General features: G+C 52.1%; 31 protein-coding genes. 26 read left to right on the top strand and 5 right to left on the bottom strand.

The window, feature by feature from the left end; translation table 11 throughout:
- Window positions 1–77: 77 nt before the first annotated feature.
- From ACT3T7_RS08730 to ACT3T7_RS08680, 11 genes are all read left to right on the top strand, one after another.
- Window positions 78–599 carry a hypothetical protein gene (locus ACT3T7_RS08730; protein WP_444630744.1) on the top strand — a complete coding sequence of 174 codons (522 nt, stop codon included), beginning with the start codon at window positions 78–80 and terminating at the stop codon, window positions 597–599.
- Between the two features lie 74 nt (window positions 600–673).
- Window positions 674–1,120, top strand: a complete 447-nt coding sequence (gene umuD / locus ACT3T7_RS08725; protein WP_444630743.1) for a translesion error-prone DNA polymerase V autoproteolytic subunit — start codon at window positions 674–676, stop codon at window positions 1,118–1,120.
- Window positions 1,117–2,388 (top strand): Y-family DNA polymerase, encoded by a 1,272-nt coding sequence (locus ACT3T7_RS08720; protein WP_444630742.1) that lies wholly within the window; start codon window positions 1,117–1,119, stop codon window positions 2,386–2,388. Before umuD ends, ACT3T7_RS08720 begins: the two co-directional genes overlap by 4 nt.
- 280 nt (window positions 2,389–2,668) lie before the next feature.
- Window positions 2,669–3,412, top strand: a complete 744-nt coding sequence (locus tag ACT3T7_RS08715) for a DUF2726 domain-containing protein (protein ID WP_444630741.1) — start codon at window positions 2,669–2,671, stop codon at window positions 3,410–3,412.
- Window positions 3,413–3,539: 127 nt separating this feature from the next.
- Window positions 3,540–3,968 carry a DUF350 domain-containing protein gene (locus ACT3T7_RS08710; protein WP_444630740.1) on the top strand — a complete coding sequence of 143 codons (429 nt, stop codon included), beginning with the start codon at window positions 3,540–3,542 and terminating at the stop codon, window positions 3,966–3,968.
- Window positions 3,969–4,447: 479 nt separating this feature from the next.
- Complete coding sequence (locus ACT3T7_RS08705) at window positions 4,448–5,257, top strand: toxic anion resistance protein (RefSeq protein ID WP_444630739.1); 810 nt, start codon at window positions 4,448–4,450, stop codon at window positions 5,255–5,257.
- Window positions 5,258–5,296: 39 nt separating this feature from the next.
- Window positions 5,297–6,493, top strand: coding sequence for a toxic anion resistance protein (locus ACT3T7_RS08700; protein WP_444630738.1), 1,197 nt, complete (start codon window positions 5,297–5,299; stop codon window positions 6,491–6,493).
- A 77-nt stretch (window positions 6,494–6,570) separates the two neighbouring features.
- Window positions 6,571–7,527, top strand: coding sequence for a hypothetical protein (locus ACT3T7_RS08695; RefSeq protein WP_444630737.1), 957 nt, complete (start codon window positions 6,571–6,573; stop codon window positions 7,525–7,527).
- Between the two features lie 29 nt (window positions 7,528–7,556).
- Window positions 7,557–8,519 carry a hypothetical protein gene (locus tag ACT3T7_RS08690; protein WP_444630736.1) on the top strand — a complete coding sequence of 321 codons (963 nt, stop codon included), beginning with the start codon at window positions 7,557–7,559 and terminating at the stop codon, window positions 8,517–8,519.
- Between the two features lie 186 nt (window positions 8,520–8,705).
- Window positions 8,706–8,927: a hypothetical protein gene (locus ACT3T7_RS08685; protein ID WP_444630735.1), complete on the top strand. Its 222-nt coding sequence runs from the start codon at window positions 8,706–8,708 to the stop codon at window positions 8,925–8,927.
- 430 nt (window positions 8,928–9,357) lie between these two features.
- Entirely contained in the window at window positions 9,358–9,831 is a 474-nt protein-coding gene (locus ACT3T7_RS08680) for a hypothetical protein (RefSeq protein ID WP_444630733.1), read from the top strand.
- Window positions 9,832–10,147: 316 nt separating this feature from the next.
- On the opposite strand, the gene ACT3T7_RS08675 is transcribed toward ACT3T7_RS08680, so the two are convergent.
- Entirely contained in the window at window positions 10,148–11,122 is a 975-nt protein-coding gene (locus ACT3T7_RS08675; protein WP_444630732.1) for a ParB/RepB/Spo0J family partition protein, read from the bottom strand.
- 620 nt (window positions 11,123–11,742) lie between these two features.
- Here ACT3T7_RS08675 and ACT3T7_RS08670 point away from each other — a divergent pair.
- The 11 genes from ACT3T7_RS08670 (at window position 11,743) to ACT3T7_RS08620 (ending at window position 19,003) form a co-directional block, all read left to right on the top strand.
- The gene (locus ACT3T7_RS08670; RefSeq protein WP_444630730.1) at window positions 11,743–12,255 is read left to right on the top strand and encodes a hypothetical protein; all 513 of its coding nucleotides are present in this window, start codon (window positions 11,743–11,745) and stop codon (window positions 12,253–12,255) included.
- Window positions 12,256–12,507: 252 nt separating this feature from the next.
- Entirely contained in the window at window positions 12,508–13,428 is a 921-nt protein-coding gene (locus ACT3T7_RS08665; RefSeq protein WP_444630729.1) for a hypothetical protein, read from the top strand.
- Between the two features lie 229 nt (window positions 13,429–13,657).
- Complete coding sequence (locus tag ACT3T7_RS08660) at window positions 13,658–13,957, top strand: hypothetical protein (RefSeq protein ID WP_444630727.1); 300 nt, start codon at window positions 13,658–13,660, stop codon at window positions 13,955–13,957.
- Between the two features lie 300 nt (window positions 13,958–14,257).
- Window positions 14,258–14,461, top strand: a complete 204-nt coding sequence (locus ACT3T7_RS08655) for a hypothetical protein (RefSeq protein ID WP_444630726.1) — start codon at window positions 14,258–14,260, stop codon at window positions 14,459–14,461.
- 18 nt (window positions 14,462–14,479) lie between these two features.
- A complete protein-coding gene (locus tag ACT3T7_RS08650) occupies window positions 14,480–15,133 on the top strand; it encodes a hypothetical protein (RefSeq protein ID WP_444630725.1) in 654 nt (217 codons plus the stop codon).
- Window positions 15,130–15,528 (top strand): hypothetical protein, encoded by a 399-nt coding sequence (locus ACT3T7_RS08645; protein WP_444630724.1) that lies wholly within the window; start codon window positions 15,130–15,132, stop codon window positions 15,526–15,528. Before ACT3T7_RS08650 ends, ACT3T7_RS08645 begins: the two co-directional genes overlap by 4 nt.
- 7 nt (window positions 15,529–15,535) lie before the next feature.
- Complete coding sequence (locus tag ACT3T7_RS08640) at window positions 15,536–16,855, top strand: hypothetical protein (protein WP_444630723.1); 1,320 nt, start codon at window positions 15,536–15,538, stop codon at window positions 16,853–16,855.
- An 18-nt stretch (window positions 16,856–16,873) separates the two neighbouring features.
- The gene (locus tag ACT3T7_RS08635) at window positions 16,874–17,197 is read left to right on the top strand and encodes a hypothetical protein (RefSeq protein ID WP_444630722.1); all 324 of its coding nucleotides are present in this window, start codon (window positions 16,874–16,876) and stop codon (window positions 17,195–17,197) included.
- A 158-nt stretch (window positions 17,198–17,355) separates the two neighbouring features.
- Window positions 17,356–17,550, top strand: a complete 195-nt coding sequence (locus tag ACT3T7_RS08630) for a hypothetical protein (protein ID WP_444630721.1) — start codon at window positions 17,356–17,358, stop codon at window positions 17,548–17,550.
- A 52-nt stretch (window positions 17,551–17,602) separates the two neighbouring features.
- Complete coding sequence (locus tag ACT3T7_RS08625) at window positions 17,603–17,956, top strand: hypothetical protein (protein WP_444630720.1); 354 nt, start codon at window positions 17,603–17,605, stop codon at window positions 17,954–17,956.
- Between the two features lie 306 nt (window positions 17,957–18,262).
- Entirely contained in the window at window positions 18,263–19,003 is a 741-nt protein-coding gene (locus ACT3T7_RS08620) for a hypothetical protein (protein WP_444630719.1), read from the top strand.
- A gap of 82 nt (window positions 19,004–19,085) precedes the next feature.
- On the opposite strand, the gene ACT3T7_RS08615 is transcribed toward ACT3T7_RS08620, so the two are convergent.
- A complete protein-coding gene (locus ACT3T7_RS08615) occupies window positions 19,086–19,520 on the bottom strand; it encodes a hypothetical protein (protein ID WP_444630718.1) in 435 nt (144 codons plus the stop codon).
- Between the two features lie 71 nt (window positions 19,521–19,591).
- Entirely contained in the window at window positions 19,592–20,050 is a 459-nt protein-coding gene (locus ACT3T7_RS08610) for a hypothetical protein (protein ID WP_444630717.1), read from the bottom strand.
- 180 nt (window positions 20,051–20,230) lie between these two features.
- On the opposite strand from ACT3T7_RS08610, the gene ACT3T7_RS08605 reads away from it, so the two are divergent.
- Window positions 20,231–20,386 (top strand): hypothetical protein, encoded by a 156-nt coding sequence (locus ACT3T7_RS08605; RefSeq protein ID WP_444630807.1) that lies wholly within the window; start codon window positions 20,231–20,233, stop codon window positions 20,384–20,386.
- Window positions 20,387–20,405: 19 nt separating this feature from the next.
- On the opposite strand, the gene ACT3T7_RS08600 is transcribed toward ACT3T7_RS08605, so the two are convergent.
- The gene (locus ACT3T7_RS08600) at window positions 20,406–20,726 is read right to left on the bottom strand and encodes a hypothetical protein (RefSeq protein ID WP_444630806.1); all 321 of its coding nucleotides are present in this window, start codon (window positions 20,724–20,726) and stop codon (window positions 20,406–20,408) included.
- Here ACT3T7_RS08600 and ACT3T7_RS08595 point away from each other — a divergent pair.
- Window positions 20,631–21,134, top strand: coding sequence for a M48 family metalloprotease (locus ACT3T7_RS08595; protein WP_444630805.1), 504 nt, complete (start codon window positions 20,631–20,633; stop codon window positions 21,132–21,134). The genes ACT3T7_RS08600 and ACT3T7_RS08595 overlap by 96 nt on opposite strands.
- A gap of 13 nt (window positions 21,135–21,147) precedes the next feature.
- Here the strand turns inward: ACT3T7_RS08595 and ACT3T7_RS08590 are convergent, their stop codons facing one another.
- Window positions 21,148–21,507 (bottom strand): hypothetical protein, encoded by a 360-nt coding sequence (locus tag ACT3T7_RS08590; protein ID WP_444630716.1) that lies wholly within the window; start codon window positions 21,505–21,507, stop codon window positions 21,148–21,150.
- 136 nt (window positions 21,508–21,643) lie between these two features.
- Here ACT3T7_RS08590 and ACT3T7_RS08585 point away from each other — a divergent pair, with 136 nt between their 5' ends.
- Complete coding sequence (locus tag ACT3T7_RS08585) at window positions 21,644–22,417, top strand: hypothetical protein (protein WP_444630715.1); 774 nt, start codon at window positions 21,644–21,646, stop codon at window positions 22,415–22,417.
- A gap of 308 nt (window positions 22,418–22,725) precedes the next feature.
- Window positions 22,726–24,186: a DNA cytosine methyltransferase gene (locus tag ACT3T7_RS08580; protein ID WP_444630714.1), complete on the top strand. Its 1,461-nt coding sequence runs from the start codon at window positions 22,726–22,728 to the stop codon at window positions 24,184–24,186.
- The last annotated feature ends 692 nt before the right edge of the window (window positions 24,187–24,878 follow it).

The raw sequence follows: 24,878 nt of genomic DNA, 5'->3' as shown, positions 1-24,878 counted from the left end.
ACTATAATAGGCGAGAACTTGCTATGGACCCATATTCCTTCTTGGCGGAGAGATGCTTTCAGGTACTAACTGAACGCATGAGTACAACCCGTATCCAACTGTGGCATAAATTTCAAATGGCTACTGATTTAGAGCTAGCCCATGAAATCATTCCATTAAATTCCCAATATGACACCGAAGAAGTTGTCGAATGTATTTCCTCGCTCAGGACCGCCAATGCCGGCGATCTGGGTGAGTTTGCCTTATTCGCACTAGGTACAGGTAATGTACCCTTGCGCGCCTCTGAACTAACTCCCGAACGCCGCGATACGCTTATTAAGCTTGAGCTTATCGCTATGCGTCAAAGCGTTCCGGGATCGGCCATTGAAGAACTGTCCGAGGTAGTAGTTCCAGACAAAGCTGAGTCCCTTCTGGGCTTGGCCACAAAGTATGATGTGTCGGTATCGCACATTAACTACTTGCGGGATAACCAGTCTTCAGTTACCCATTCACCTGCACCAGCTGAATCCGTTCTTCCATATCTAGTACGACAAACACGGGAAGAAGCCGACGAGCGGAGAATGGCTCAGGTATGTCGTTTATTAAGCATGCCCACCTAACGGCTGGGAAACATTGCGGGGACTGACAACGAGTATATACTGTACGCATATACACTATATGAAGATTGTCACCCATGAACAACGTAACCGCTTTTAGTGAAGCAACCTGTGCGAACGGCCCCTTGCCGTGTCCACTTTTTACAAGCTCCGTTAGAGCCGGCTTTCCAAGTCCCGCAGATGACTGGTTGGAGCAGCCTATTGATCTAAACGAACATCTCGTTAGAAGGCCGGCTGCAACGTTCTTCGCTCATGCTGAAGGCGATTCGATGGAGGGTTATGGCATTAGTGATGGCGACCTCCTGATTGTGGACCGAAGCTTGAACCTTCGTCATGGCCGCGTTGCGATTTTCTGTGTTGATGGCGATCTGACGGTCAAATGCTTTGAGAAATTCCCCGTACCACGCCTTGTTTCAAGCAGCCCTTCTTACCCTCCCATTCTGTTGGATAACGGTGACGTTCAGTGTTGGGGCGTCGTCACACACGTAGTCCACGCCTTGCCTGGTGCAAAGGCCCAGCAATGATTGCATTGGTGGATTGTGACAACTTCTATTACAGCGTTGAACAGGCCTTTGCACCATCGCTACAAGGTAAACCGGTAGGCATATGTACTTCAGCCGGTGGTTGTATTATTGCGCGTAGCCCGGAACTGAAAGCCTTGGGCGTTGAAATGGGCACACCGCGTCACTTACTTCCTCCCCATATAAAACGCCAAACCATTATGCTCCCGGTAAATCTTGAGCTGTACGGAGATATGTCCCGAAGAGTCACCGACGTACTAAAAATGTTCACTCCTGACTTGACCTGTTATTCCATTGACGAGTCTTTTCTGTCGTTTGATGGATTCCCTACCGAAACCTTACTCGATCGAGGGATAGAGCTTCGTCACACCGTACGAAAGTGGACTGGGATTGGAGTATCGGTAGGGCTGGCCCCCACCAAGGTACTGGCCAAGATTGCTACTCGTGTTGCCAAGAACCAAGCGTGGCGGGAGGGCGTTTGTATGCTTCGAGCAGAGGCAGTTGAAACACAACGGCTCCTCAGCACACTGGCTTGCGCTGATATATGGGGCATCGCTAGGCGAACAGCGGAGAAGCTGGAACGCTTAGGTATTACTACCGCGCTCGGACTACGTGATGCCGACCCCAAGCTCATACGCCGTCATCTTGGCGTGGTGGTGGAACGCATTGTTTGGGAACTACGAGGGCATCGTGCCATTACGCTCGAAGATATGAACCAGCCCCGCCATCAAGTCATGTTGTCACGAACGTTCAATCGAGCAACCTCTAATAAACGTGACATAGCGCAATCAGTCCGCGGTCATGTGGTACGCGCTGGCGAAAAACTACGGCGCCAAGAGAGTGTTGCTTCCGCCGTGATCGTATTCATTCAGACTAACCCGCGGCACGTTCAATCACCCCAGCATAGCAATCGCGTTCTAATCCCTTTCAACCAGCCTACGGACGATACGTTAACCATAAACAAGGCTGCACAAGAAGGGCTGCGTAGGCTCTACCGGCGAGGCTATGCCTATCAAAAAGCTGGAATACTGCTGATGCACCTCGAACCTAAACAGTACCGACAAATGACCCTTGATGAGACATTGGCCCCCCTCGAAGACGCTAAACGGGAAAACCTAATGTCCGTACTGGACAAGCTAAATGGGACCATGGGGAAGGGCACTGTTACTTTGGGTTGGGAAAAAAGCCATCACCCGACAGTAGATAGCCTGCATAAGCGTACGAATCGATTTACGACCCGTTGGAACGAACTACTCGTGGTGAAAGCCTGAGACACAACTGTCCATATTGGCTCAAAGTGTCCGCCATGTTCGACACCCGATACCCAATTCCGCCATGACAAACTCCTGTGCAGCGACACTCAAAGTGTCCGCCATGTTCGACACTTTCGTCTGCATACAAATTTGAGGTGGACCTCATCTAATGCCCATAACGACCTGACATTGGCTGGAGGCTGGAGGAGGCCTCTCCGTATACTTGGTACATCGCAGTGATCGGTAATAAGTAGCACTCCCGTCATGAGCAAATCCTCAGCAAAGTAGATAGCCCACAATGTCATCACGATACAGAACCCGTAAGAGAAGCCTTAACTGGATGATCGGTATATTCCTTCGCCTACCCTGGTACCTCTACATTCTCTTTGGGGCCCTGGTGTTCTTCTACGAGCTCAGCGATCTAGCCGCCTATACATTATGGGCAGCTGCCATCGTACAAGCGCTTGGGAAAGACGGGTGGTTAAAACTAGTCCAGCTCCCAGGGATCAACACTCGCCGCAAGTACAAACCAAACAGGGAAGATCAAGCTTCCCTTACGCGCAGTCAGGAACTGTTGAGGAAGGGTAAAGCCTACACAAGAGTGCCCACCTTAATGACCCGTCATGAAGAACGTTGTTACCGATACTTGCAGGAACGTATCCAAGAGATAGCTATCAACGCAGGGTACAACGGAAACGGCAGTCTACGGATACACAGCAAGGTACGGGTCGTCGATGTCGTTCTACCGGATGCCACACGCTATGCTGAAGGTACACCCAGCTTCATTGGACTCTTCAGACAAATCAGTCAATGGCACTTCGACTTTGTAATCTGTGATGACGAGACCCAGAAGATTGTTATCGCCCTGGAACTCGATGATCAATCTCACCAGTTGCCAGACAGAGTTAGGCGAGACCAGATACTGGATAGTGTATGCCGTGATGCCCATATGCCCTTCACTCGGCTAATAATGACCCGAACCGCCATGACCTATAAGCCAGTCTACCCTGAGCACCCAGAAACACAGATGCCTGTCCGCTAAGGTTGGTCCTCACGAAAGATTCGCCCCATACTGCTCGAAAGTCCTTTAAGGGGTTCATAACCGCTCCGGTATACGAATGTGCGACGACTAAAATAGTCACTCCTACAAATCACTTAGCGAGCGCGTTATGACCCAGTACCTTCTCAATTTTCTGACTACCAACATTGGCGAGTTCATCAACTACCTAGCTACTGCACTAGTGATGCTACTTTTGTTCTTGTCCTGCTACAGCAAAGCAACACCCCAGAGTGAATGGAAACTTATCCGCGAGGGTAACCTCTCAGCGGCAATCGCATTCAGTGGCGCTGGACTTGGCTTTACTATTCCTCTGTTCGTGGCGATGACACATAGCGTCAGCTACTTGGATTTTGTCCTCTGGAGCGTGGTCGCCTTTGTTGTTCAAATCGGTGCGTTCTACGGTGTGAAGCTTTCTCTCAAGGTCAAGGGAGTAAATCTCTCCGACCGGATCAAGGATAACCACGTCGCTTACGGTGTCTTCTCCGGTGCTATTGCACTGATGGTTGGTCTGCTTAATGCGAGCTCAATGGTCTGGTAGGTAGAGAAGTTAAACATGCAACTACGTCTGTGGTGCTGACCCTCTATTACCTTAACCTTGCGGTCGCAGCGACCAAGGTGGCGGGTCTTGGGTTGTGTGTTGCTTTCTATGGATACCTGAACCTGCCCTTCGGTCCACTCAAATAGCAAACCTCACCCAACGATCTGGCATAACGACGATATACAAGCCCGGCACTAGCAGGGTTTGTATATCAGGCCTTACAGCCCCATACCCTTCGTCACGTTTCCCGCCTTTTTACCTTAGTTTTTTCTACTTACCTTGATTTAATTTGGCTGATTCGCGCGTTCTGGCATGATAATAAGCACCTAATCAATAATGCCCCCACGTCTTAAAAATACCCGAACGTACCCTTAAGGGCTTCACGGCGCTTATTCGTTGAAGGGGCATCCCTCATAATAGGCGATATAGGTCATTAGCAGGCGTCTGGCACTGCATAGTCGAACGACTGAGGAACGCTCATGAGCAGCACATACGAAAGCACGGATGCATATACCGTGCGGCTAGAAGAATTAAGACACCAGGTCATTCCCGCTCTGTTTGAGAATCCCATCCGTATGGGCACCTACGGGGTCAGCGACGATAACTCAAACGCCACGAACGACATATCCGATTTGATGCAGGAAGGTAGCGTCGGCAAGCTGTCCGCCGCCATCCAGCAAATGGTAAGCATGCTCTCAGATGCCGATCCCAAAAAGATCGCTAAACCATCGCGACCACTGGTTGGATGGTTCAACGGTTTTTTGGGGCGCGATATGGAAAAACAGCTGCGCTACGAGAAAGCACAAACCTCGTTAGAAGACGCCTTGAAGGATGCCAGGGTAGTGGCTGATCGCGTCGAAGAGGTGTTGGACAAGATCGATACTTTAATAGGCCAGCATGATGTGCAGGCAGAACACCTGAAGGTGCATATCGAGGCCGGAAAGCGTTATCTCAAGGAAACAGAGAACACACACCCTGATCCGTCAGGTGGAATGAACTTTGATCGTCCGCGGGAACGCTTCCAACGCAAGCTCACCAATCTAGCAGCGTTGCAGAGCTCGCACGAAATGGGTCTCTATCAGCTTAAGCTCACGCGCGCTCAAGCGGTGGACATGCTGGACCGCTTCCAACAGACCTCGACCGTGCTTATTCCTGTATGGCGCCAGCACACACTTTCGCTGGTTACGACCGAGCACATGACGCCAGAAATGATGGCGCGAGCCAACCACGCCCACGAAGCGCTCATGAAAAGTCTATCGATGAGCCTCAACGCGACAGAAAACAAATAGTCACGATCTACGGCCATACCACCCATTTTAGGAGACAACATGAGCTCACTTTCATTCACCAAGGATTCGGCTAAGAGCGTGGCCACCCCCTTTGAACTGAACAACCAAACGCTCAAGGACCTGGGCCTGCAGGATACGGATGTAGAAGAGATTCACTCAGTGGCGGAGAGCATTAATCCAGATAACCCACTGACAGTATCGCAATTTGGTCGTGACGCCGCGGACCACACATCGGAGTATGTTGACGAGCTGCTCGAACAGGTACGCAATACCGATCTGAAAGTGGCTGGCCAAAAACTGACGGAAGTGGTCAGCGTGGCTCAAGAACTCAACCTGGGCAGTCTTGAGAAGTCGAGCGTTCCAATCCTTGGCCCGGTAATTGACATGGTGAAACGCAAATCCGCCAAGTCCAATTTTGCGGCCAAGTTTGAATCAACACGCGAACAGGTAGAACGGTTGGTGGAGGAGGTCAGCATTACCCAGCAAACGGTAGGCGAGCGTAACCACGGCCTGCAGCACATGCATGAGGCCGTTCAAGGTGAGCACCGTCTACTGGGTGTGCATATCGCGGCTGGCCAATTAAAACTGGCAACTCTACGTGAAAACGCCGATGACCTGCGTAATACAGTAGGCAACGGCCCCCGTGATCTACAGCGGTTAGCCGACCTTGACGCGATGGCGAGCAATCTGGACAAACGCATCGGCGATCTTCGCGCCCTGCAACACAGCGCACTCCAAAGCTTGCCGACCATCCGGATGATTCAATCCAACAACCTGATGCTGATCGACAAGTTCCATACGATTCGCGAGATCACGGTACCTGCGTGGAAGCGCCAGTTCATGCTTGCCGTTTCGCTCGATGAGCAGCAGGACGCAGTCCAATTGGCTGAAAAAATCGATGACACGACCAACGCAATGCTGCGCAGTAATGCCGATCTTTTGTACTCCAACTCCGTATCCACGGCCAAAGCCAATCAACGCCTGGTCATCGACGTTGAAACCCTCAAGCAGGTTCAAGATACCCTGATCAAAACAGTGAATGAGGTTTCTGAAATTCAGAAGAAAGGCGAGGTCGAACGCGGCAAAGCAGAAAAACAAATTGCCGGAATGCGTAGCGATCTTCACCGTCGGTTAAAGTCCGTCAAAAGCACAGAGTCAGGAGCGGCGATCCACCAAACCAGCGGAACCGTCATTGATAGCACCGCCACCGAAACTGTAACAGCCGCAGGTGAATAGACACCGCCAGCGCGTGGATACGGGATTAAGCACACGGGGCCAGCTGGCCCCGTTTTATTGAGGTGAAATGAACCACAATGCAGTTATCGACCCAGCGCGGCCCTGAAGAAGCCGACCACTACGTCAAGATCACTGAATACCTTTCCAAGCTGGATACGCTGACCCGGCATAAGTCGCTTCTTGCCCGTGTGTCGATTAGTACCTTGCTGGCCTCGACGGCCGTGCTCACTGTGCCCTTACTTGGCTACATCATGGCGCAGGTCGCCGGCCCTTATCCTTACCTGGGCACCATTGAGCTCCCCACGGTCCTTCTGGGTTCGCTGGATGGCAAGGATTGGACCGGGGAGCCAAGTCTAGTACTGGGTGAGAACTACAACGGCCTTGTTGGCCTTCTGCTGAATCCGTTCGTGGCTAAAGCGGGTATGGTTGGTTTGTTGGTAATCAACGGGATTGCCTACATAAGGCGTACGACCCTGAACCCCTATCTGGTTATCGCGCTGGCGCTGAGTGTAGGACATTACCTACATACCCCGGCGCTTCTCACCGAATACCTAGGCCTACCTCATGAACATGCCATCACCGAATGGACAGATAACCTAGATGCCGATAGAGCTTCTAAGTTGCTGCTAGCTGACAAAACGCGCTCTGAAAGCGATGAGTCGCTGGCGTTAGCCCAAGGCTACGTCTTAGCGCAAATGGCCGTGAGAGAGGCGGAGAGCGTGTCTGGAGGACAGATTCATTTCTTTCTGGAGGAAATCCAAAAGGCGCCAGCGGTTCCTGGTATCTCACCAAGTCCCCAGAGACGCTTTGCCATGGAGCATGCGGCATACGGGGAAGCCCGATCTGAATCGGCAACGGCTTACGCTGAACGCTATCGCGCGAAGCCAGCGATGTCGAAGTGGCGTGTGTTCGAATGGGGCCAACACCTGCTTGTAGGGGGCGTTACTGGGTTGGGTGTATCAACAGGGCTATTTGCCGTCACCTTTTTCTTTTCGCGCCGCATACGTCGCATTAAACAGCTAATCCGCCACTGACACCGGTCGTTACAACATTAGGAGTCACTATGTCATCACAACATTACGGGGTAGGGCATGAGTTTGAGCCCAGGGTAAACGAGCTTGCCAAGCGGGGCAAAATGTTCGCAAGACTAGGGGTAGCTTTGTTAGCTATCGGCGCGCTCATCGCGCTTTGGCAATTAGTAGGTTATGCGCTATCTGCTATGAAGGGACCTTACCCCATCATATCGCGCCTGGAAGTAGCAACGTCATTGTTCGGGGCATTGGGTATTGATGCGGACAGGGTCAGCGACTCTGTGCAGCGCGTGACGCTGTACGTCGGCCATAGCGGCCTCGTGGGCAAGATAATGCGGGGTGACTTGCTTATGGTTGCCTTTATCATATTCTGCGGCCTCGCAGTCTTCTGTGGCATTTACGCGGCTGACAGTAAAGGCATCAAGCAGGTAGCCCTCGGATCATTTGCAGGTTTTTTAGGTTTGATGGTGGTGTTAACTGGTTTTCTCTTCATCGGCTACCCCATCATGGTTAACCAGCTCACTCAAGAACGAAGCGAGGTGACCAACCTAAAGCCGTATGTAAAGGAGCTGTCACGGCGCTCACTGAGTTATCCCTACATCGAGACACGGCTAACCCAGTCTGGCTTATCTGAAACTCTGGCCGGCAAGTACCTGCTGGCACAGACGGCTCAAAGAGTAGGCGCGGATAACCGCCAGGAGAAGCTTGACCAGTTTTTGACCGACTACCTGCGCCAGCCTGACGATCTAGGGTTCGAGCCAATCCCCCAACATCTTTACGCCCTTGAGCATGCCGCTTACGGAGAGGCCCGGACCGATATTGGGCGCGCGTATGTCAAACGCCGCGCTGCGGCGATCAACGCAGCCGGGTTGACCTTTGGTTTAGCGGCACTGATGGCGGTTCTGGCCATTCCTTTTTTACTGATGGGGTCAGCATTATTGCGGCGTGTTTCGGTTCTGCAATCCCTGATGGGGGGAGGGCATAAGGGGGGCTAGTGTCATTTTCAGTAATTCTGGTGACTTGGCTGCCAGGGTCATCCATTAGCCGATCTGTAGCGGTCGGCTGGCAAAAGCAGCAAATTGCGGCGTGTTTCGGTTCTGCAATCCCTGCTGGGGGGAGGGCATAAGGGGGGGGCTAGTGTCATTTTCAATAATTAGTGAAATAGGGCAAAGGAGAGAACGATGGTATCTCACACGAACGGTCGACACCGTTATGCACGCGGCCCTGTAGCCGAAGATGTGAAAAAGAAGCTGATAGCTCGGCTCCAAAATGACCAAGATTTTGATCAGCTTGCCGAGGACATCATCGAAGTGATTGCCGTTGCCAGGAATGACCCTGACGGCTTCCGAGCTGCCAATCGCGAGCTTGATCGACTAGCCAGCATTGACACCGAGCAGTCATAGGATAAGCAGTCCATGGCAATCAAACCAGAACAGTTTGTCTTGAACTCAACCTCGGGGCTTATGGCATGACAATTTTGATTCTATATTTCGTGGTACTTATCGGAGCGCCCCTCTTTGATACGCTTAGGGATCGGTCAACGTCCGCCGAAAAAGAAGCACGGCATCGACATTGGTTGCGCGCTGCCGGTGGTAGTAGCCCTGGAATGTAATTTACGAGGAAACGGTGAAGGCATGCTTATAGCGGCAGAAGCTGGCCGACCTTTCCAAAAGCGATACGATGGTAGTGACCGGCAAGTCGAAGTGAAGAGGTAAACACCGTATGCCAAATGAAAATCGCAAGTTGCCGTTGTGGGTTTGGTGCTTTTACGGGGCTGCGTGCGTAGCTTTTGGCTGGTGGCTCAGAACAAACATTGGATAGAAAAGGTATTTTATGAGTACATCACAAGAGATAAGCGAGATAGAAACCAGCAACCTCCCAGCTAGTGGATTCACAAAGACACGCTCGGAGTTACATGCTTGGGCTAAAGCCGTTGTAGACGAAGCTCGTTCCATTTTTGGCAACGATGTAGCTGTTGATGTTGGTGTGTGGGCATATCGAGAACAAGGCCGAGAGTTTTTATCTGCTGATTTGCATATCAAGAAGCAGCGGGAGCCAGTATTCCCCATCACGATCTGCGCCGAAGGTGAATGCTACTTTCCCGAAATTACAGGCGGTGCCGCTGAGGCAGACGTGCCCGATATGGTTGAAGCGATGCACCTGGTTGGCATCATCACGCGAGCATTGGGTGCGACGGTATCTATTGGCCGGGGTGAGAATGAGGTAAACACATATGTTCTGGCTGCGCCACTGGGGGAAAGCCATACCAACGGCCCAATTGATTTATGGCCTACCAACACTAACTGATCTAGGAAAAGGATATAGTCACGGCTTTTGGGTTTGCAGCTATCGCCATTTACATGAAGCAAAAAGCATAGGAAAAGAGGGATAGAAAATAGTGGAATTTATTTTGGCTTTCGTAGTAACTGTTGCTGGATTTGCAGCGTTTGGGACTATGTTAAACATTCCGCTATGGATTGTTTCACTAGTGTTGCTCGTCGCGTTCTCAGCAGGTGGGGTCTTTTATTTCACAAAAATTCATAGTTAACGGAAAGGCCCCTAGCAGGTCGCCACAAACGTAAGCGCCCCCGATCTGGGGGCGCTTCTCGTTACCCGCTGGCGCTTAGTGAACCGTATCTGAACTGGCTACGGGCTCTTGTACTTGAAGAAGGTCCGAGTTAGCAGCTCCCAGAGTGACCGTAGCGCGCTCTTGAGCGTCTTCTTGCTCGGTTGGCGAGGCCAACAGGTCACGTAGCTTCTGAAGCGCCTCTACCTCATCCTTGGAGAGCTGAACGGTGGCCATATCAGACTCGTCGTACTCAATGTTATCGAACTTTCCGCCCCAACCCGCCACGTGATCGGATACCTCGGCAATGACCTTCTTTGTCAGCCGGCGCTGCGCGGACTGGTGGCCTGACTTCTCCTGGTGGGTCTGCAAGGTCTTTTTAGTGAGTTTTTTCTTGCCAGCTTTCAGTGAGGTTTCTACCCCTTCCGCCAGAATTTCAGCTGCGGCGGTACCCAGCTCGTTGTAAGTCTCAAGCGCCAGACTCATCGACACCACCTTTGTGTCGATCAGCTTTTTGATATTTGTGGGCATACGGTGCACGGTGAGGTACTGACTAACATGCTGCGCAGTTTTGCCAACTGACTCGGCGATCTCACCCTCGGTCTTGCCACGATTAATCAAGCGCGAGTACATCTGAGCAAGCTCTGTTGGGGTAAGCTTCTTGCCCGACTGGCTGGTAATAACAAAAAATTCAGCCTCTTCATCGTCACCGTGAAATTCGTTGACGGGCTGCATACCCAGGTCGGCACCTTCCTCAATCGCCAACAGCATGCCACGACGCCGGCAGTGGCCTTCGACAACGTAGATCTTGCCGTCGACGACTTTAACGGTGATCGCCGGCACGTGGCGCCCTGCTTTGTATGCATCGGCCAGTTGGCGGATGTGAGCCGCTGTCTCGGGATCGTTATAATCACGAGGGTTGAAGCCTTCCTTCTCAAGGATGTTCTGGGGCATTGCCTTGAACATGTTGCCCTTACCAATACCTGCCTGCTTGGTGCGGTGCAGCTTATCCATTGATTGAGCCATGGTCATAGTCGGGTCCTCTTCGTTTGATGACGCGCTATGAACTGCGAACAATTCTTAGCGCTGTTGAATGAAGCTTACACGCGGCGGCGGAAACTCAAAATTAAATGCCCAGCGGTACGATACCCCTAAAAGCCCTAATGAATAGTACTGGGAGGAGCCCTTAAGGGACATGTGGACGCTCCCTCGTTTATTGGGAGTCCTGTGATACTTACCAAGTCCGTAAGATCCACTTAAGAGAGTGAGCCTAATTCATGGAAGCCACGCACCCGCCGTGTGAAATGTCTCGAAACAACCTAGGATCAGATTCCCGCTATGCCGCTCTAAAGCGTAGAGGTACAAAGTTGGTGTTGTGGAGCGCAGGTCTATGCGCATTGGCACTGCTCTTATGGGGGGGCGTGCAAATGGGAGGGTGGACCGGATATCCGAGTGGGTCCATAAGCACAATCGAGGTGCCCCAGGATATAAAAGCTACTATTCAAGAGGACGGTGAAAGTCAACTTGGCGAAGGATTCAATGAGTTCGCCTACGGGATAGAAAAGATCAGCAAAGTCTTCAGTATACTGATATCTATACCGGTTATTCTCATAGCGATTACCAGACATAGTCTGATGTCTTTTGCAGTTGGAATGACCTTATCGTTGTCGATCTACACGTTGCCCGGCCTGATACCTTCGGTGGTGGGCGCCGGCGAGCGGGACTATACGCCTAGAGAGGCCTTGGCACATGCAGTGGAAGAAGCTGACTACACCCAATTGGCCATATGGGTCGAGCAGGCTAACCGCACTCGTGATCAGCAAGCCCGCTATATACTCGCTCAGGCCGCCGTTATATCCGGCGACGAACAGGCGGCTCATGAGGCCAGGCGATTCTGGGAAGTGAGAAATACCCGTACAGGCCCCCTAGACATTGAGCAGCAACGCTCATACGCGCTCGACCTGGCGGCCTACGGTGAACCTACCCATGCGGGTAGTGAGGCATACCTCATAGAGACGGCTCGTAAAGGAGTAATCGGGAAGCGGTTGACCTACTTCGCCGGCCTACTGGGGATAGTGGGTATGGCTGTGGGCCTAGTCGGCGCCAGCATCCTTCGCCGTATCAAACGCCTTGGGAAACTGTCACGAACAGCCAGCTCATCCTAAAAAGCCTCACCGGAACCTACCTTATCGTCCGGGTAGTGGGCACCTTGAGTCAGCGTCCGCAATTTTGAGACCACCAAGGTGCCTCTAACGGGCTCCCCGCACCATCCACAATATCTCTTTGTTACCGGTCCGCTACGTACGCAGACGAAAAGTCCTAGGGAGTGCCCTTAAGGGCTTCTCGTTGCCCCCCCTGATCGGCTCTCTACTGGAATACTTACTGGCAATATTCAACGCCCGAAAGGAGCCAGTCGTATGGTAGCCGAGGAACAATCTCCGAACGTATCAAAGCAGGTGTCACACACAACTGATAAATACTCAGCCCTGGGACGAAGAGGGACGCGGTTACTTCTGATGGGGGTGGGTCTATGCGCGCTGGGGCTAATGGTGTGGGGACTCATACATGCCACGGGATTGACTGGGCGCCCAGACGCCACCATCACCAAGATCGAGGTGCCGTCCGAGATCGCAAGTGTGATTGCAACCATGGAAGAGAAGGCCCAGCCGCCTATCGCGAACTTGGATAATTCAGTTGGTGGAAATCTGGAAGGGAGTGTTGATCCGTTCGTTAGTATTTCGACTATGGCCCCCTTCATCGGTGGAGTCGCAGTACTTCTTGGAGTGCTATTAATGTTTATTCAAGGCAATGTTCTCCCAGCGCTAGGCGGCTTGGCCGTGGGGCTTTCTACATTCATGATGCCGACAATGTTCGACATGATAAGTTTGCCCGAGAGAAACACTGCCGCACTATCGGAGCGTGTCGTTATAGAACACGCTATCAAGACATCAAACTACTCAACCTTGAAGCATTTGCTAGATACGGAAAGTCATTCGCATGATCCACAAGCCCGATACATCGTGGCACAGGCGGCCGTAGCCTCTAACGCAGAGCAGGCGGGGAGTGAGTCGAGTGACTTCTGGGATCTCAGAAAGACGAGTGCCGAGCCCGTTTCAATCGATCCACAACGTTCTTTTGCCTTGGATATAGCCGCGTACGGGAGCGCCAGCCATCCTGAAAGCCATGCGTACCTGAATGATGTGGCCAGAAAAGGAGTCGTCGGCAAGGTCTTGATCTACGTTGCAATATTGATTGGCCTGTTGGGCTTGTTGATCGGCTATTCGGGTTTGAGCATACGACGCAGGTTCAAACGCCTTAACCACTTACAGATGTCCTGAAAGTAGGTCCAGGCGCCCACCATGTGCGCCTGCATTCTCTCTGCCTAGTACAGCGTAAGCGGATACCTCCATGTACACGGCTACCGACTCCTCCTCTGCCAACACCGCAATCAGAAATTTATTAAAAACGCTGTTAGATACCCTTAAGGGGCCCCACGACGCTCCTAGGTAAAGCTAGACAAGTGGAATACTTACCGAAACCCATTCACTCGATAAGTGAGGCCTGATAATGGAAGCGCAACTACAGCCAGTTGAGGATTTTGAAGATCTGCCTGCATCAGAACCAAAATACGCGACGCTTAGACGTAGAGGCATAATGCTGGCGCGGATTGGGGTTAGCCTGTGCGTCATGGGATTATTGGTGTCGGCGGTCGCTCATATTGGCGGTTGGTCAGGCTACCCGGTTGGTAGCAGCATGACATTGGCGCCTGTCCTTGCAGTGGTTACAGGGTCAGGTCTCACGATCGCTCTTTTCGGCGTTAAGACACTTTGGCAGTTGAAGCGGCTTAAGCACCTTGTCTGGGTGTAGCTAACGACTTAAGACGCATTTCATCTGACGTGCGTCTTGACCCTCACTCCTCAAAGCATCTAACTGCTCTGCGTACCATTCCAAAAATGAGCATGAGTTTTCTGTCTACAGCCCCCCACGACTAGCCCGCATAAGAGCTTGATAGCCCGATACTAATAGTGATTAAAGCTATTAAGGCGCCGCTCAACATCCCTTCGTGGCCAACCCTCGGCGCTAAACTCCCATTAAATTTTGGCGTATCAGGAAGTGTGCAAAAATGTACCTTAAGCCTTCTGCGACTACCCACAAGAGTCATTACGAATGAAAAAGAAACAGGCATTACAGGTGATTCGGGAATACCGGGCAGCGTTTTACCAAGTGAACGGCCGGCTTCCCATAGTGACCGAGAAAGGCCGGGAATATCTCGTTGAAGGTGGGACGCGCTATACCGCTGAAAAGCTGAGAGAGCTAACCGGAAATTTACGCTGGCGCTTAACTGGTGATAGAGATAAGTGCAGCGCATAGTGACCAAGGGGTTAAACGATGCGAAAGAATCAATGGCTGGCCATGGCGGTAGTCACTGGTCTAATCATGGCCGGATGCAGCAAGAACACCGTCCAACAGGCCATCAAGGATCAAGAACGCATGGAGCGACACATGGCCGCACAAGAGGCCAAGCGCGCTCAGAGGCAAATTCAAGCGGGGAATGAGCAGTTAGACGCGCTACCGGCATGGATCATCAACAAACCACGACCCGATGGAACCGGTATGTTTGGGGTCGGGATTGGTGAAAGTCGCGATCTAACCAATGCGATACGCAAGTCGAACCTGCAGGCCCGCTACGATGTGGCAAAAGAAATCGAGAACGTGCTGACAGCAGAAGAGACTGCCACCGGAAGCGCGGACTCCCAGTATCGCTATATCGTGAACAGCTTTGTTAATCAGGTTGATCTCGCAGGTCTGGAAGACGTGATGCGCGATGTACAGTCGGGTCCACGCGGCTTCAGGGTGTATACGCTCGTTAAACTGCCGTATGACGACTTTAACCAAGCCCTTCAGGGGTTCGGGCAGGGTGATCAACTCGAAAGTGCCTACCAGCGACTTATGGAGCGTGCAGCCAGCGACCCAGGTGCTCCAGCCGATCAGAACGTCCAGAGAGCTCAGGCACACCCTCAGGGTGAGGATAGGCTCCCTTGAGAACGGCATACACCAAACAGTGGCTAGTGGGCGCCGCTTTGCTTGCTGGCGCCAGCCTGGTCGGGTGCCAAACGGTACCCGAGTCTGCCCCAGAACTTGATCTCCGGGACGGATGGGTGGTTGGCACCTCGGGGTACTGCGTTCTTGGTCATGGCCAACGGTCTTCCCTGAAAGCACTAGCCGGATGGCAAGAGAACTACGCCGAAGAGGACTACCACCTGCTTGGCGGACTTGAAAGTACTGTGGTTTTTTGGGGGCGGGCAGACGTCGAGCACACGTGGGCTATCAGCGAGCTACACGGCTACATCACTGATCGGGAGCTGATTCAGTCGAGAGAAAACAGTTCTGACCATGGTCCCGTTACCTGTGTGGCCCCGTCTACCCTTAGTGATTGAGGTTGTAATGAACATACTGAATCCCACGCGCGGCATGGTTCGATTAGCGGCTCTGTTCACGTTGGGCACATTAGCCCTGGGGGCGCAGGCTGATACGTACACGATCGCAGATTCCCACGTATTGCACGGTCAGGACACCATGAGTCTGGCGCGGGCTCTCTTATCGGATCGCATCAAGCAGCGGGCAGTTGAGCAAAGTGGCCAGTATATTGCTCTCCAGCAAGTACTGACTTCAGAGGGGTTCAGTGATAGCAGCGTTCACGTTCTGAGTAGTGGCCTCATCCGAGTGATCGACTCCCGTGAGTCAATCAGCCAGGATGACCAGGGTCGGCGGGTTCTCCATTTGGAAGAGACCCTTAGCCTCGATCCTGATAGTTTGCAGCGCCGTATCGATGCCTTACACCACAATCACGAGCAATCACTTGCGCTTCGCCAGCTCAGCGCCGAGAACGAGCGTCTGCGACAACAGAGAGGAGTGTTGCTGGACCAGCCCCGCTATGGTGATCCAGTGGCCCGTGCGCGGGCATTCGAACAGTGGCAGCGTGATATAGCTCGCTGGCGCCAGCGCTCGGTGGACCTCGAAGGTATCGCTAAGGCTCAAGAGGCAATCGTGTTCCAGAACGAAACACCGCAGGAGGCTTCTGACCGCTTGTTCTACCGCCTTGAGCAAGTGCGGCGCCAACTCCAATCACAGCTGCAGGTTGTGATTATTGATCAGTTGGTGATTGGTGATCGGCTCGAACTGGACGTTCAAGTGAGTGGCATGGCTAATGCCCAAGCATTGATACGCGAAGCTCTGGAGTTTCCATTAGGCGAGGACGGGCTCCTATATCCCGAAGATTACCGCCAGTGGCCGGCCGGTGAACGGGAGCGTTTCCGCAAGGTGTTGCCGACTCTCGCGATGCTGCCCCTCTACCTTAAAGTTGAAGCCGGTCACGAGCGAGATAGCATGGGTGGGTTTGTAAAAACGACTCGCCGTGGTTACTTCGATCATCGGTACGATCACGCCTCTGTGTTGTTATTTGGCACGATGCTTTATGCGCCAATGCAGGGTGGTCGTGATGCAGCGTCTCGTGTTGAGCTCAGCCCGGCTCTGGCGAACGACCTGGCTCTGACCGATTACTTCGCGAATAGCAACACCGGGTATGCCGGGCACCTTCACAAACGCCTGACTCTGGGGATATCGCCCCCCAGGAACCCCAACACCAAGACCGACGGTTGGGGTCCAGACGGTAATGCAAGAGTTCGCTTACATCTGGACGCCGACCGTGGGGTACCGCCCTACATTGTGGCCCAGGCACGATTGGGTGACTGGAACAATTACTGACGAACAGGAGGCAAACCAATGCAATGCTCATGTGGGGCTAGCGCCGACCTAACGACACAAACGAATCGCAAGTGCAAAGCAGAGCTTCGCTACTACCAGTGTGAAAAATGCAAACGGGTATCCGATGGCGTTTTAACCATCCAGGGTCGTGATGTGTCATGGGACCATGACAACGATGCTCAAGCGCGACGGTGGTTTGATACGCTAACCCCGGAGAGCGCAGAATCCCTCTACAACTCGGTCACCGCCCTACAGGATGTATTCTTGGAAGATGACCGAAGAGAGAGGGGCGAGGCAAGCACCGATGGGGATATACACAAACAGGCCAGCTTTTCGTTTTGATGACTGGAAGAGTTGTGGGGAGGATCAACCATGCATCATATTGAAGACCATCATTCGTAGGCTGCATACAACGCAGGCGTACCTTCTGCCCACTATGCGGCCACGATCCGCTCAGGCAAGCGCTGCATGGATTATTAAATTATCATTGAGACAGATTGATGAGCCATCCAATTTCAAAACTTAACACTAAAATGGCCCTCTTGTGGGGTGGCTGCTCCATTTTAGGTGCAATTCTTGCCGGGTATGGTGGCGCCGGCATGGGTAGTGAAGTCGGCCGTTTCCTACTCGCCATGTGCTTTGGCTATATGCTGTTTGGGCTAGGTATAAAACGTAACGGCCTCAGCGGCAATTAGAGTAACGTGGCGTATTTAGCCGCCAACGACATTCATCCAAAAGGTAAGCAACATGGAAAAGGCCGAAAATACTCATTATCAGGAAGGACGCTCCGACGCGTCAGCTCAATATGCGAGGAATCAACATTCCAAGCAAATGCTCGAAACGTACATCAAGAACGTCGAACGTTCGTTACTTAAAACAAAGATGTTGATCGTGCTAGCAATCCTTGTGGCCATAGTCAGTTTGTGCCACCTATTCAGTACTTTCACTGAAACGTGGAACCTTCCATCAAGTGTTCTGCCCATTCTGACATTATTGTTGGTTTTCTTTACCGTGCAAAATCAGAAGCATCACCAACGCCTTCAAAAAGAGGGACTCAACCTCCAACAGCTGCGAGAAGGGGCTGATGAAGTTGGCAAATAGAAATTTATTTGCTAGGTTACATAAACAGCCTTCACATCCGGTTAGACAGTGAAGCTTCCCTGCGGTAGCGGGGATCTATCAGCTACCGCCTAGGTAGTAGTAACGTTCCCTGCGTAAGCAGGGCTGATCAGCCGAAACGCTGTAAGCATTTAGAAATGAGCCGCCCCAATTGGGACGGCTTTTTTTTGGATGTTAACCGGCCATCCCGTAAAGTAATCTCATGCGCATGGCCTTAAGGGCCAACCGAATCATTGCTGCCGTACAGGCAGCGCCGTAGTCCGCGGCTTCAATGAAGGAGTTGGAAGCATGTATACCGGTTTCGCTGATATAACAACGCAGGCACACCCTGATTCCCTGACCCATACCACTCAGGTCCGGTTTTACATCGCCGATACCCGGAGCTTTGACGTAGAGGTCTATACCGCCACCCTTAACTGGAGCAAAGCCGACGCCGGCAAACGGCTGCCCATGGCCCAGTTCCACCCGAAGCTCACATCAATCGTTCTGTCAGATAACCCGATTACTCGCGAAGTGGAAGACAAGATGGTGGAGGGTATTTGCGTCGAGGTATTCGGAAAATGCCCCGTCACGGTTGCCAGGGTCATTGAGCACCGACAGCTTGCCGACCAAGGTAGAGCGCGCGGTGGTCGATGTGCCGATCTGGCTCGGACACTTCAATACCAACTCGGGGAGGGATATCGGGCGCTTACACTGGCACGCCTTGGCGATCGCTTGGCAATTCGTCGTTCGACCGATCTGAGTCAGGAGGCGTTGCATGCCATGTCTGACGCTGACTTAGCTGCATCAGTACTCGCGATACTGAAAGAGAATCAGATTCGTCTGGCCCAACAAGAGGTGCCAGCGTCTAGGCACCGCGTGCCGCCTCTGGCAGATTTGGATCAACTACAGCGAATTAAAAGGCTGTATCAGGAAGGCAAGCTCGTAAGGGCGTCGGAACGTAGGTACGTAGCGCGGGTGGCCCGTAAGTACCCAGAATGGGTGCAAAGCTTGGGCTTACCGACCGAAGGGCGCGTATCGGCTTGGTAAAGAGGGAGGCATTGCGCCTATCGAGTGGAGAATAAGCAGGCGGTCCAAGAGCCGCCTGCCTTTGTTTTATCAGGGAAAGGGCTCAATCTTGCTCATCGAGCTCATCAAGCATCGGCCCAAGGCCCACCAGAACCGCATCAAACTCCGCCTGACTGATAAATACGAATCGCTTTTGCACTTGTGCTGCCCTAACACGTCGGCTGGCGGTAGCCCGCATCCAGCTATTGGCACGGTTACGACTGGTTTCGATGCCCCCCAGGGTGGCCGCTCGGGCAATGCAAGCATCATCAAGTTTCAGCGCCCGGTATAGAGATTTTAAGCGTTCATTGTTGTCTTCCAAGGACGCGGAAGCGGTCTCGGCAGAAGCTGCTCCAGCGCTAGAGGCTTTTTGCCTTTCGGGCTTATTCGTGGCAGGAAGGGGCTGGGCTTTGCCTCTGCGTGATTGCCATTCTTGCATTGCGGCAACGATAAGAGCGCTCAGGTCACTATCGTTCAGTCTCTGAATGTCGTCATTCATGTCCAGGTAATCTCATTCGGATCTATGATCAGCTCTTTAGCAGCGTCCCGGCATTCCGGCGCTACGACGTATCAAGTAAGAGGTCGCATCAACCAGGTATTTACCAGGCTGCCAAGTGTCAGCAATAGAGGCGGGGGAGACCTGCTCGGATCAGCTTCGGGGACACCTAACCCCACGAATTCTGCAACGGAAACGGCAAGAAGTTCACCCTCAGGGGTATTAATCAGTACGAAGGCATCATTGCCTAACTCACGCCACTGCTGGACCAAGTGCTCCGTAACCGCCACTCGCTCTTCCTTGGGAGCTAGTTGCATCCGACAGTTATGGGTATCGATTAGAATCCCAGCGCCGCTTAGATCCACAAAAACATCCTGTCCAGCGTATACCTTAAGCTTTGCTGCTACCGCTTGGCACGACTCTTTGAGGTAAACTTGTTTGGAATCACGGCTCATTCGACCACGGGTATTCAGAAGGCTTTGGCGAGGTCGGGGTAGACCTGTGATATGACGGGTTCGCACGGTAGTGATCATAATGGCTCCGGTATCAAGTCTGGAGATCATCTTACAGCTGAAGCGAAGAATTCAAAGTTAAGTGTTCTACCAAGGCACGTTCTATGTCAGAGGTTTCTCTATGCCATTAGGTCTGATTCGCACCATTGCGGCATTGCTGGGTATTCTGGTGGCGCTAACCACTGTCATTATGTTGCCCTTTTGGCTGATACAACAAAGCTGGTGGTACTTGGGGGAGTGGTTGGGTTGGCAGTATCCAGCGGCGGACTTACCACCATGGCCAGTTTTGGAATATCCCCCCTTCAGCCTCGCTGGCCAGGTGATGCCCGCGCCACCTACCACCGTGGCATTTCTTGAATACGCCGTAATGATCCTTTTAGGTGCCGTCAGCCTGATTTCTGTGCTTACCCTCTTCCTTCCCTTGCGACATCGCATAAAGACCGTGTGTGGCCACGCTGGGTACCCATTGGGAGAACATCCACATCAGTGCTTCGTAGATGGGCTTTGTACACGCTACAACATCGGGGGAATCCAGGTCCGTCGATTTCCGATCGAAGGCATCGCAGCGTTTGCACTCAGCACCCCAGGCAATCGCCATGCGATCGTTATATCCGATGGACTGCTGTCTCAGCCAGACGCTGTCGTCAAGTGGGTATTGGCGCACGAAGTTGCACACATACACTTTGGGGATACGCACAGCACAACACTCTGGCTAACCGCGTTCAAAAGTATCAACCTTTTTAGCCGGCTACGGATAATGTTGATGAACCTGATATTACGACTGATTGCCTTCCTACCGGTCTTGAGGCTGGTAACCTTCCCAACTTACTGGCTATTCCGCGGCCTGGTTGTGGTGGGGCGGATAGGGCGATGGTTAGGCCGGTTGATTTTTTTGGTAGCTGATCGGTGGGTAAGCCGGCGAATGGAGTATCGTGCTGACCTCTTTGCTGTGGAAACGGTAGGTGCCAGCCCCGGCTTGTTTTTGTTTGAGCACCTCGTCGGTCATTTCGAGCCGAGTTTCGATCTACTCGCAACTCACCCGCCGCATGACAAACGCTACGAGGCCATCCAGAACAGCGCCTACATCAAAGGGCAGAACGCATAAGCCCGAGGTCGGGTCATTGAATAACGGTGCAGGGTAAGTCAGCCTGCTCGCCAGCCTCGGTCCAGACAGTCAAGCGAGTGTCGCCTGGTGTCATCGCACGATCTACTTGCCGCTTATCCAACGTAATCACAAAAGGACGGTCGGTACCGTCCTCAAATACGATATCCCAGGCCTCTGGATGGATTTGCGAAGATTCGATCTCAACGCGTATTGCAGTCTGTATTTCTTCGACATAGGAATGCACACTGCTTGGGATTAGCAATCTCCAGATACCGGCATTAGAAGAAAGATATATAAATCCTTTCTTGGCATGCCCTGAAGTCCAATAGTTGGTTTCGACAATCTTTGCACCATTATTTTTAAATATGAACAATGTCTCTCTCCTTTGTTGGGTTAATACATAGTTGACCTACTTAATTTATAGACAATAACACCATTTAATTAAATTTGGTGATGCCAGCATATCGGTTAAAATATGGGTATTAAACCGTTAACCAAAAGGCATCATTATGAGCCCCCAAAATGTTTCAGATTCTACGGTATGGGTACACGAAAACGATCCCAATAAGAAAAACTACAACAACCATTTAGAAGGTCTGCGAGTTATAGACGGAATGCCTGTTTTAATTCGTTCCGTTGGTCAGTACCCAGTGGCGGTTAATGATAAGGGTGAAACAACGAGGAATAAACCTCACTTTATTTTGACCTACTCAGAAAGCAGCAAGGTGGGGCAGGGTAAATACGCAACGTTGCACCTTGATGGCTTTGCCGGCCATAGACAAAGCGGCCATCCCGCCATGCTCACCGCCTGGTCAAAGCGTTTCGATGAAGGCGTCGACGATCTAAAGCCGTGGATTGACGAAGCCCTCAAGCACGTTGACCTGCGCTTTATCGATTCGATCATCGCACAATACGATGAGGCTGATCGCCGCTTCCAGGAGGCCTATGCCTATCCATGCAAGCTTTCCCGTGCTGAGTACGAGCAATCATGCCAGGAACTGGGCGTTCAAGCATTCACCGACGAGTACTGCCTGAAAGGGTGGGGCGACTTTCGATTCCCGCAATACAGCAACGAAGTAGTGGTTGCCCAAGTACTGGCAGGCCGGCGCCGAAACGGGATCAAGGGCGAGTTGGAACAAGCTATGGACAGCACAGCGCCAGCACCGAAGCTCTCTGTACCGAAACCCAATGGGCAGCTATGGGAACCTTGCGAAATATGCGGCAAAGAGCCCGTCTACATGCCTCTGCACAAATGCATGGACTGCTGGCCAACGGATCATTAAGGAAAGACCATGAACTTATTTGACGCCCCCCAAGTGTGCCTAGATGTGTCGGCTCAAGCATGCACGGTCACACCCGTTGATCAACTGAAGCAACATGTAGAGGCCGGTGATGGTAAAGCAGCGCTGCGGTATCTCCGTTCTCTCGACAAAGACACGCTCAGTAAACTGCTCCTTATTACCGGCTTCAGTCTCAGCGGCAAGTATCGGGAATGGATAAATGACGCTAGCAATGACCTACTGCGCTGTATCTCCCAACGGCGCCTCTTACGAGAGGTAACCTCCGAGGACTGGCACAGGATCGCGCTACGATGACAAACCTCAACCAATCCTTCGAGAAAGCGGCTGTCATAGAGCCAAGCTTCACCTATGGTCTTTTCGGCCATGAGCTGGTCATCGACAATTTCGCCGGAGGTGGGGGCGCCTCAGCGGGTATGGAGCAAGCCCTCGGGCGTCCCATTGATCTGGCTATTAACCATGACCCCATCGCCCTGGCGGTACATGAGCTCAATCATCCCGAATCAGCCCATAGCGTCGCGGATGTCTGGGATGTCAAACCGAGCGAAGCCGTCAATGGCCAAACCGTGGGTTTAGCGTGGTTTAGCCCCGACTGTCGGCATCACTCACGCGCAAAGGGCAGTCGGCCAGTCTCAAAGTCGGTGCGAGGATTAGCTTGGGTGGCGGTGCGGTGGGCCGCGGTCACCAAGCCACGGTGTATTGTTATAGAAAATGTACCTGAAATGGAGGAGTGGGGGCCGTTGGTGAAGGGCCCCGACGGCAAGACACGCCCATGCCCCGATCGTAAGGGGCAAACGTTCAAAGGCTTCATTAGAGCGCTCGAACGACATGGCTATGATATCGACTGGAAAGTGTTGCAGTCGTGTGATTTTGGGGCTCCAACTATAAGAAAACGGCTTTATATCATTGCACGTCGAGACGGCCGTCCTATTAAATTCCCCAAGCCCACTCATGGGCCTGCCGCGAGCTTGCTGGTCAAACAGAACAAGCTGCTGCCGTATCCTTCGGCTGCTAGCTGCATTGACTGGTCGGTACCAGGTAAGTCGATATTCAACCGAAAGAAATCACTGGTGCCTGCTACCCTGGAGCGTATCGCGAAGGGTACCGCTCGCTATGTCGTGCAAAGTGAAACGCCGTTCATTCTCAACCTACAAGAGGCGGCCGGACAGTTATCGGGTATTACCAACCACCCACGACCCGAGAACCGAGTCTTGGTAGCGTCGTTTCTCGCAAAGCATTACACAGGTGTCGTTGGAGCCGATCTAAGAAGACCGCTACCCACGGTTACCGCAACAGATCACAATGCGCTTGTGAGCTGTTTTATGCTGAATATGAAGGGCATAAATCGCCAAGCACGAGACATTACGGACCCGTTGAGCACTATTTGTGCAGGCTCGACGCATGCCTACCTTGTCGGGGTGTTACTGGCCCCATACCTCAACCACGACTCGGCCGAACAAAGCCTTGAGTCTGGACTAACGACGGGTGCCCCGGCTCCCCTATCAACGGTCTTTATCGACGGCGAGCTGTACGTCATCTTCGATATCACGATGCGTATGCTCCAACCTCATGAACTGGCCGCAGCTCAGGGGTTTCCTACCCATTACCGTTTTGACGGTTTCGATGGCAAAAAAATATCCAAAAAGAAGCAAGTCAGGCTAATCGGAAATAGCGTTTGCCCTCCAGTTGCTCGGGCCATAGTCGAGAGTAACTTTGGCCATGAACGTAAAATGCAAGCCACATTAGCCGCTTAGGTTTGTCCTAACCTGGGGCATGGATGTTCTCAATATCTCTATGGTGGGAAGCGTACCCAGCTCATCTTTGACGATAGTTATCCACAATAGCTGTGTATAAGGCTGTTACTAAGCCTGTGGAAGCTAATTTTGGCATGCATAATCAGTATCGCTTTTCATGCATAATCGGTATCGGAAAGGCATGCATAATCGGTATCGGTCTACGCATAATCAGGATCGGAATACGCATAAACGGTATCGAACCCATGCATAATTGCCCCCCCCCTAAACCTATACGCTGTAGGCTATACGCTTAACCTATAAGTGGGGTTAAAGACCTTTAAATATGAAAACGGGGTTTCCCCTGTACGAGTCCAAGAGAAACGGGGATAAGTTTTCTCATTCCATGGAATCTGACGCTGTCATGCCTCAATAGACATCTAAACGGTCAATCGGGTAATACAATCTAGGGTTGGATTAACGAAAATACAGCTACTGGGTTATCGACACTGGTAGATAAGATGCTGGTGGATGACCAGGGGAGAACAAGCGTTAAACAGCAGGTCACACCGCTATATTGTTTAGATTGCCTTTATGCGGATTGGTCAGTGGAAATGTCATTACCCTGTGATCCAAGCAACCGGGAAGGGGAGCAGGTAGAATACTAAGGCACATAGGCGTTAGTTCGATTGATAAGGATTTGGTTGTACCCA

The organism is Halomonas sp. 111, from assembly GCF_052379685.1.
In the GTDB taxonomy this organism is placed as follows: Bacteria; Pseudomonadota; Gammaproteobacteria; order Pseudomonadales; family Halomonadaceae; genus Vreelandella; species Vreelandella citrativorans.
The sequence above is the reverse complement of the archived record's forward strand: the minus strand, read 5'-3'. Positions and strand labels throughout refer to the sequence as shown.